We start from the raw sequence: 7,258 nt of genomic DNA on the forward strand, positions 1-7,258 counted from the left end.
GTGCCGGTGGGGGCGGTGGCGGGGCGACGAGTGCGGCGGCCGCGGCGATCCTCGCGTCCGGGGTCTGCGGCGGCGGGGTCGGGGTCGTCGGGCGGACCGGTGCGTCGCCGGGGCGGGTCGCGCCCGGGCCCGAGGGGCCCGCCGGCGTGGCCGGGCGAGCCGCGGTGGCGGGAGGCGCGACGATGGCGGCCGTCTCCTCCGCCGGGCGGATGCGTTCCGTGACCGGCGGCCGGTCGACCGGGGTCGCGGTACCCGCGGTCGCCGAGGCGGGCGGGGCAGCCGTGGTCGCGGCGGACGACTCGCGGGTGGACGACGGATCGGCGGACGACGGTGCCGTCGACGCGCCGGCGGGTGCGGCCGGCGACCCGGCCGTGGGTGCACCGGTGGGTGCGGCCGGCGAGGCGGCTGCTGCTGCTGCCGCTGCCGACGCGGTGTCCGGTGTCGACGACGGGACGCCAGGGCCGGCAGGGCCTGACCCGCCGGCCGGAGCTGAGCCCTCGGCCGGGCCCGTCGGGCTCACGGCGCCCCCCGACAGGCCGGACGGGCTCGTCGGGGCGCCGGGGCCGGAGTCCGAGGGCGCCGGCGCGGCGGCGGGCGGTGGGTCGGCAAGCGCGACGCCGGCCGCCTCCGCCCGGTGGGCGGCGACGCGCGGGTGCGGCACGTCGACGCCGGAGTCGTCCGGGGTCTCGGCCGCGGGTGCGACGACCGGGTCCGGTGCGACGACCGGGTCCGGCGTGACGACCGGATCGGGTGCGACGGCCGCGCTCCCCGCAGCGGGCACGTCGGCCGGTGTCGAGAGCGGCTCGACGGCGGGCGCCGCGGCGACGGGCTCGGCACCAGGCCCTGCGACCGGCGCGCCGCGCACCGGCTCGACGGCAGGCTCGGCCGCGACCTCGGCGTACCGGTCTCTGGCCGGCTCCGCGGGTGAGGTGGTGACCACGGGGTCCGGGACGGCCGGCTCCGCGGGGGTGGGCTCCTCGAGCGGCGCCTCGGCCGGAGCGCCGCCGTCCTCGCCCCACTCCAGGTACGTGCCGCACTGGCCGCAGAACAGCTCGCCGTCCTCGTTGCGGGTCCCGCACTCGGGGCACACGATCACTTCCCCACCTCCTGCACGTCGAGCGTGTGCGGCACGTGGGCCGCCTTGACCGCCGCGATCACGCGTTCCACGCGGCGTCTGTCCACGGGCCCGGACGCCCGGACCACCACGGTCATCGACGGCGTCGCGGACCCGGGGATGGTGCCCCCGGGTGCGGGTGACCACGCCGATGCGCCGCTGTCCGTGACCTCGACCTCGCCGTCGACGACGAGCTGCACGGCCTCCGCGACGCCGCGGGCGGTGCCGCGCCAGCGGTGCACGGCGGCGGCGCGGGCGACGATGTCGCGGCGGCGCTGCGTGCTCCACGTCTGGTCCGGCTCGATGCCGACCCACCCGCACAGCCACTCGAGGAAGTCGTCGGGTGCGAGCTGCGGGTCGAGGTAGCACGCGAGCGAGTCGAGCGTGAGGTAGACGGGCGCGAGCATGTCGTCGAGCGCGCCGGTGAAGCGCTGCAGGAAGTCGTCGTCCTGCAGCACGACGGGCAGCCGCCCGGCGACGGGGACGGGTGACTGGAGGCCCTCGACCATGCCGCGCACGTCAGCTGCCCGCCACGACGCGCACCTGGTGCCGGAACGAGAAGCACAGCGCGTGCTTGTCGATGTCGATGCGCTGCACGGGGTCGCCGCGGCGGCCGGTGAGCGGGTCGGCGGCGAAGATCTTCACGTCCTCGACGATCTCGGTGCCGGGCAGCCGCTGGAGCACGGCGTACACCTCGCCGGCCTGCACGGGCCGGCCGAACGGCCAGCCCTCGCCGTCGGGGCCGCCGCGCAGCGGGTCGAAGTACCGGTTGAGGGCGCGGACTGCCTCGGCCTCGAGCATCGGGACCGCCGCCCGCGGCCGCGGCGAGAGGCGCGCGACCACGGTGACGCCCTGGTAGAACGGCGGCTCGACGATGACGCGCGCGCCGACCGGGCGGCGTTCCTCGAGGTGCTCGGCGATCGCGGCGAGCGACTCGGGCGACGGCACGAGGTCCTCGAACCGCAGCGACCCCTCGGCGTCGGGCTGCGCGGCGGGCACGACGAGCACCCGGATCGCCCCGGCGTCGGCGCCGTCACCCGCGGACACGGCCCGCACGCGGGCGACGTCGACGGCGGCGGCCCGGGCCAGGTGCTCGTAGTCCTCGGCGGTGACGGCCCGGTCGCGGACCCGCAGCGCGAGCGGCCCTCGCTCCTTGGCCTCGTCGACGGTCTCCGCGGCGACGCCGCCTGCGGCGGCCCGGCGGTTGGAGACGCGGTCGACGAACGGCAGCCCGCCGCGCAGCACCTGCACCGTGCCGGGGGCGACGTTGCCGTCGGGCCCGCCGCCCGTCCGGTAGCGGGGCAGCCGCAGGGGTGCGCCCTTGGGCGGGATCGCGCCGTACGACCGCAGGGTCCCGTCGGGCTCACGGACGGAGGGTCCGAGCTGGATCTCGCCCGCGGCCCGGTCGAGCACGAACACCTCGTCGTCGGGCCCGTGGCCGGCGAACGACTCGACCTCGGTCCACTGTGCCCACCCGGCGCCGGTGGCGACCTCGAGCACGGTCGGCGGGCCGGCGACGACGGGCCGGTGCTCGAGCGGGAACGTTTGTCCGGGCACGCCCTCGGACAGGCCGACGACCTCGTCACGGATCGTCTCGGCGTGCACCGCGGGGACCGTGCCGCCGATGGTGAACGCCCCGGCCTCGCGCACCGTCGGGGATGCGCCGTACTTCGGGTACCCCTCGTCGGGCTCGGTCACGCGGCACCGCAGCCACCCGGCGCGGACGCCACCCAGCACCGACGCCGTGTGCGTCGCCGGCACGTGCAGCACCACGTCGCCCGCGCGGTTGAGGCCGCCGGTGCCGTCGCTGTCGACGTCGCACGCGACCCACGTCCTGCCGTCCCACGCCTCCCACGCGAGCGGCGGCCGGCGGGGGTCGACGCCGACGCCCTGCACGGTGCAGTCGAACCGCAGCGCGATCACGCACGACGGCGCGGGGTCGTCGAGGCCGAGAAGCAGCACGTCGTCGATCTGCGGCACCTCGGCGAACACCGGGAACGAGTCGCCCGAGGACAGCTGGTCGTCGCGGTTGACCTGCTCACCCCCCGGCCGCTGCGTCGCGACGTGCAGGAGCTTGCGCGGCGGGATCTCGAGCGGGCGCGTCGTCGTGAACACGACCGCCTCGTCGCGCTCGGTGCGGTTGGTCGCGGCCTCGGTGCCCTCGGGGACGACGACGGTCTCGTCCTGCGCTGCGGACAGCCACATGACGAGGTCGACGGTCGCGGCGCCCGCGGGGTGCAACGTGACGCCGAGCAGGTCGAGGAACGCGACGTACAGCCGGTCAGGAACCCGGTTGAGCCGGTAGAACAATTCGTCGGCCATGAAGGCGACCGTCTCGATGAGCGTCACGCCCGGGTCGGACACGTTGTGGTCCGTCCACTCGGGGCAGCGGCGCTGCACCATGCGCTTCGCGTCGTCCACCAGGTCCTGGAACCGGCGGTCGTCGAGGTTGGGGGAGGGCAGCACGGTCAGACTCCCGTCACGGGTCGCTCGTCGGGGATCGTGTAGAAGGGGAAGACGAGGTTGCGCGGGTCGTTCGTGCCGCGGATCGCGTAGCCGACGTCGATGTAGAGCACGCCGCTGTCGACCTCGTCGAACCGCACCTGCACGTCGCGCAGCTCGATGCGCGGCTCCCACCGGTCCAGGGCGACCCGCACGGCGTAGGCGATCGCGCCGGCGGTGGTGGCGTCCGCGGGCGCGAACACGTAGTCGTGCACCGCGCACCCGAACTCGGGCCGCATGGGCCGCTCGCCCGGGGCGGTCGCGAGGATCAGCCGGATGCTCTCCTCGATCTCGTGACCCTCGCGGGACAGCGCGATCCGGCCAGTCGCGTCCGACCGCACGGGGAACGACCACCCGGCACCGATGAACTCCTGACCCATGGCCGCCCCCTAGTTGATCTTCACGAGGGCGCCGCGGATGGTGGCCATCGCGTTGCCGGAGACCTCGACCTGCGCGTCGGCGGCGACCTTGACCTGGGCACCCTTGATGTCCGTGGTGGCCGTGCCCTGCACGGTGACCTGCGGGGCCTTGAGCGAGATCGACTTGGTGCCCTCGACGGACACGTCGATCCCCTTGACGCTCACGTTGCCCGCGGACGTCGTGACGGCCACGTTCTTCTTCGACTCGACCGTGACGTCCTGCTTCGCGACGACCTTGAGGGGCCCCTCGGACAGGATCTCGATGAGCGCCTGGCTCTTCTGCACCATGCGGATCTTCTGCGCACCGCTGCTCGTCGAGATCACGAGCTCCTCGGCGCTGGGCGTCTCGATGTACTCGTAGCGCATGCCCGTGCGCGACAGGAACACCCGCTTCTGCACCTTGCCGTCGGGGTTGCCGTACTGCCCGCTCTCGGGCTTGTCCTTGCCGTTGTAGAGCCCGCCGAGCACGTACGGCTGGTCGGTCTCGCCGTTCTCGAACGCGACGAGCACCTCGTCACCGACCTCCGGCAGCAGGTAGGTGCCCCGGTTCTGGCCCGCGCCGAGCGCCACGACCCGCGCCCACCCGCTCTGGTAGGTGTCCGAGTACATCGGCAGCTTGATCTTGACCCGGCCGAGGTTCTCGGGGTCCTTGACGTCGGTGACGATCGCCTGCATGACGCCGTGCTGACCGCGGTGCCCGTTGATCGTCGCGCCGGCGACGGCCCCGAACAGCGACCGCTCGGACGCGCCCGCGACGGTGAACGACGTGACGTACCCGGTGTCGGCGGCGAAGTCGTGCCGGACGGCGCTGAGCGTGTACTTCCCGTCGAACGGGCTGCCCATCTGCCGCAGCGTGACGGCCTCCCCCGCCTTCATCCGGGGGTTGCCGTGCACCACGCCCTCGAGCTCGGCGAACCCCGACGCGAGCCGGTCGGCGAGCGCCTTGGCCCGGGACTGGACCTGCGACGACGTGATGAGCGTGGGCGCGGCCTCGACGAACTTGGGGCTGCCGAACGTGTTCGCGAGCTTGACGGGCGTGACGTCCGCGAGCTCGGCGCTCGACGTCTTCGCGGGGACGGAGGCGACGACCTCCTTCTTCTGCTTGACGTCCCACCCGCGCACCTCGACCTCGGGCACCTGACCCGCGGCGGTGACGGTCGCGCGCAGCGACAGCAGGTTGACGCCGCGCTCGAGCACCAGCGGGTTCTCGCGGGCGCCGTCGTTGCCCGACGGGGCGGTCGTCGCGAGCGTCGGCACCGCGAAGTCGAGCTTGCCGTCGACGACCCGGACGGTCGCGCCGATCTGGTCCGCGAGCGACTGCAGGAAGTCCCAGTCGTTGACGTTGTCCTGCGCGACGTGCTGGAGCACGCTCCCGGCCGTCACCGAGCCGAGCGGCACGCTGACCCGCCCGGCGACCTTCCGGACGATGTCGCCGGGCGTCATGTTGACGTACGCCTCCATGCGGCGGCCGCGGAACAGCCGGTGCGACTTGTCGAGCCCGCGGACCACGGTGTGGAAGCCGTCCTGGTCGAGCTCCGCCTCGAGGGCCGTGACCTCGCCCTTGAGCAGCGGCACCGGCCCGCCCGGACCGCTCGACTGCACCGTGATGGCGACCTCGGCGCCGACCTTGAAGCCGCCCTTCGACAGGACCATCGCCTGCTCGTCGAGGAACCGCAGCACGAACATGTCCGGCACGTTCCGGCTCGAGTCGACGATGACGCTCGACAGCAGCGGCGCCACGTCGTCGGGCAGCGGCGCCCCGTTGACCGCGACCAGCGGGGTCGCGGCGTGCTCCTCACCGAACGGCATCGGCCACCTCCCGGGTGCGTGCGGGCAGGCCCGCGGTGGGCTCCTCGACGGGCCCGCTCGGCGGCGTCGGCGCCACCGGCTCGACCGGGGCCGGGCGGCGCGCCGGGTCGTGCAGCAGGTCGCTCTGCGCGGGCAGCAGCAGCCGCCCGCCGGGCCGCAGCCGCGTCGGGTCGTCGATCCCGTTCGCCGCGGCCACGGCACGCCACAGGCCCGGGTCGCCGTACTCGCGGTACGCGATGGCCGGCAACGTGTCGCCGGACACCAGCACGTGCTCGCGGTGCGGCGCCTGGCCGCCCGACGTCGGGTTCGTCTTCGGCGGCGAGCCCGCGAGCTCCTCGAGCGTCACCGAGCACGTCGCCCGGATCGGCAACCCCTCGGCCGTGAACAGCGTGTACTTCGCCGACACCGTCGAGACGTACGCGAGGAACCCCGTCAGGCCGCCCCAGCGGAACTGCACCCACGGCGGCGAGTCCTTCTTCGCGGCGTGCGACGCCGTGGTCGGCACGCAGCACGAGAACAGCTTCTCGACGTTCTTCACGACGCTGTCGTCGTGCGTGTCGGACGCGTCGAAGAACATCTCGATCGTCAGCTTCGACGGCTGCGGGCCCTGGAACTGCGGCGGCGAGGCCCGGGTCGTGCCCTTCGTCGTCGGGCGCGTCCACGACACCGTCTTGGTGAGCGCGAGCTCCTTGGGGTTGAACTGGAACTTGATCTCGCCGAGCGGCGCGCCCGCCTTGTCGAGCGCACCGTCCGTCGACGGCTCGTTCATCATCAGCGACGCGTGCACGAGGCTGCCGCCGCCCGCCGAGGCGGCCGCCGCGTCGAACCCCACCGGCGACGGACTCATCACGCACCGCCCTTCGTGAACCCGTGGTGCGCGATCTCGACGGTCTCCGTGACGACCTTCGAGTTGTCCGGCTGCATCGACGGACCCGTCCACCGCACCGGCACGATGCCCTCGAGCGACCACGTGGCGATGACGTCGCCGTGCGCGTTCTTCGCGACGATCGACCCGGTGTGCCGCGAGAAGCCCGTCGCCATCGACGAGATCCACGCCGCGACCTTCTCGGTGGACTTCCCGAGGGGCCGGGTCAGCTTGATGTTCGGGTACTTGATGCGCGTCGGCAGCTGCCACACGAGCGTGTTGTTGCCGCCCTCCTCGCGCGTCTCCATGACGACCTCGGCGCCCAGCCCCTCGCACGACGTGAACTCGCCCAGGTTCGTGTCGTCGAGCTTCACCTCGTAGCGGATGCCGATCGCGACGGTGACCTCGTCGTCCTTCATCGTGAGTCCCTCCCGTCCGCGCTCATGCCTCGTCCGCCCCTCGTCGCACGTCCCACGCCCGTCACACGTCCGCCCTCATCCCGCGGCGCTCGCGGTCGACGAGCAGCTGGCCGCGCATCCGGCGCAGCAT

7 protein-coding genes are annotated in these 7,258 nt (G+C 73.9%); all 7 read right to left on the minus strand.

What is annotated here, in order from left to right; genetic code table 11:
- Positions 1-1,096, minus strand: a 1,096-nt coding sequence (locus tag J7523_RS19710; protein ID WP_291890400.1) for a zinc-ribbon domain-containing protein, incomplete at its 3' end; no start/stop codon positions are given.
- The gene (locus J7523_RS19715) at positions 1,093-1,623 is read right to left on the minus strand and encodes a phage tail protein (protein WP_291890401.1); all 531 of its coding nucleotides are present in this window, start codon (positions 1,621-1,623) and stop codon (positions 1,093-1,095) included. The genes J7523_RS19710 and J7523_RS19715, both read right to left, overlap by 4 nt.
- A gap of 10 nt (positions 1,624-1,633) precedes the next feature.
- The gene (locus J7523_RS19720; RefSeq protein WP_291890403.1) at positions 1,634-3,580 is read right to left on the minus strand and encodes a putative baseplate assembly protein; all 1,947 of its coding nucleotides are present in this window, start codon (positions 3,578-3,580) and stop codon (positions 1,634-1,636) included.
- 2 nt (positions 3,581-3,582) lie between these two features.
- Positions 3,583-3,996 (minus strand): GPW/gp25 family protein, encoded by a 414-nt coding sequence (locus J7523_RS19725; protein WP_291890405.1) that lies wholly within the window; start codon positions 3,994-3,996, stop codon positions 3,583-3,585.
- A gap of 9 nt (positions 3,997-4,005) precedes the next feature.
- Positions 4,006-5,844 carry a VgrG-related protein gene (locus J7523_RS19730; protein WP_291890407.1) on the minus strand — a complete coding sequence of 613 codons (1,839 nt, stop codon included), beginning with the start codon at positions 5,842-5,844 and terminating at the stop codon, positions 4,006-4,008.
- The gene (locus J7523_RS19735; protein WP_291890409.1) at positions 5,831-6,691 is read right to left on the minus strand and encodes a LysM peptidoglycan-binding domain-containing protein; all 861 of its coding nucleotides are present in this window, start codon (positions 6,689-6,691) and stop codon (positions 5,831-5,833) included. Before J7523_RS19735 ends, J7523_RS19730 begins: the two co-directional genes overlap by 14 nt.
- Positions 6,691-7,128: a phage tail protein gene (locus tag J7523_RS19740; protein WP_291890411.1), complete on the minus strand. Its 438-nt coding sequence runs from the start codon at positions 7,126-7,128 to the stop codon at positions 6,691-6,693. Before J7523_RS19740 ends, J7523_RS19735 begins: the two co-directional genes overlap by 1 nt.
- Positions 7,129-7,258 lie beyond the last annotated feature (130 nt).

Source organism: Cellulomonas sp. (assembly GCF_017744555.1).
GTDB lineage: Bacteria > Actinomycetota > Actinomycetes > Actinomycetales > Cellulomonadaceae > Cellulomonas.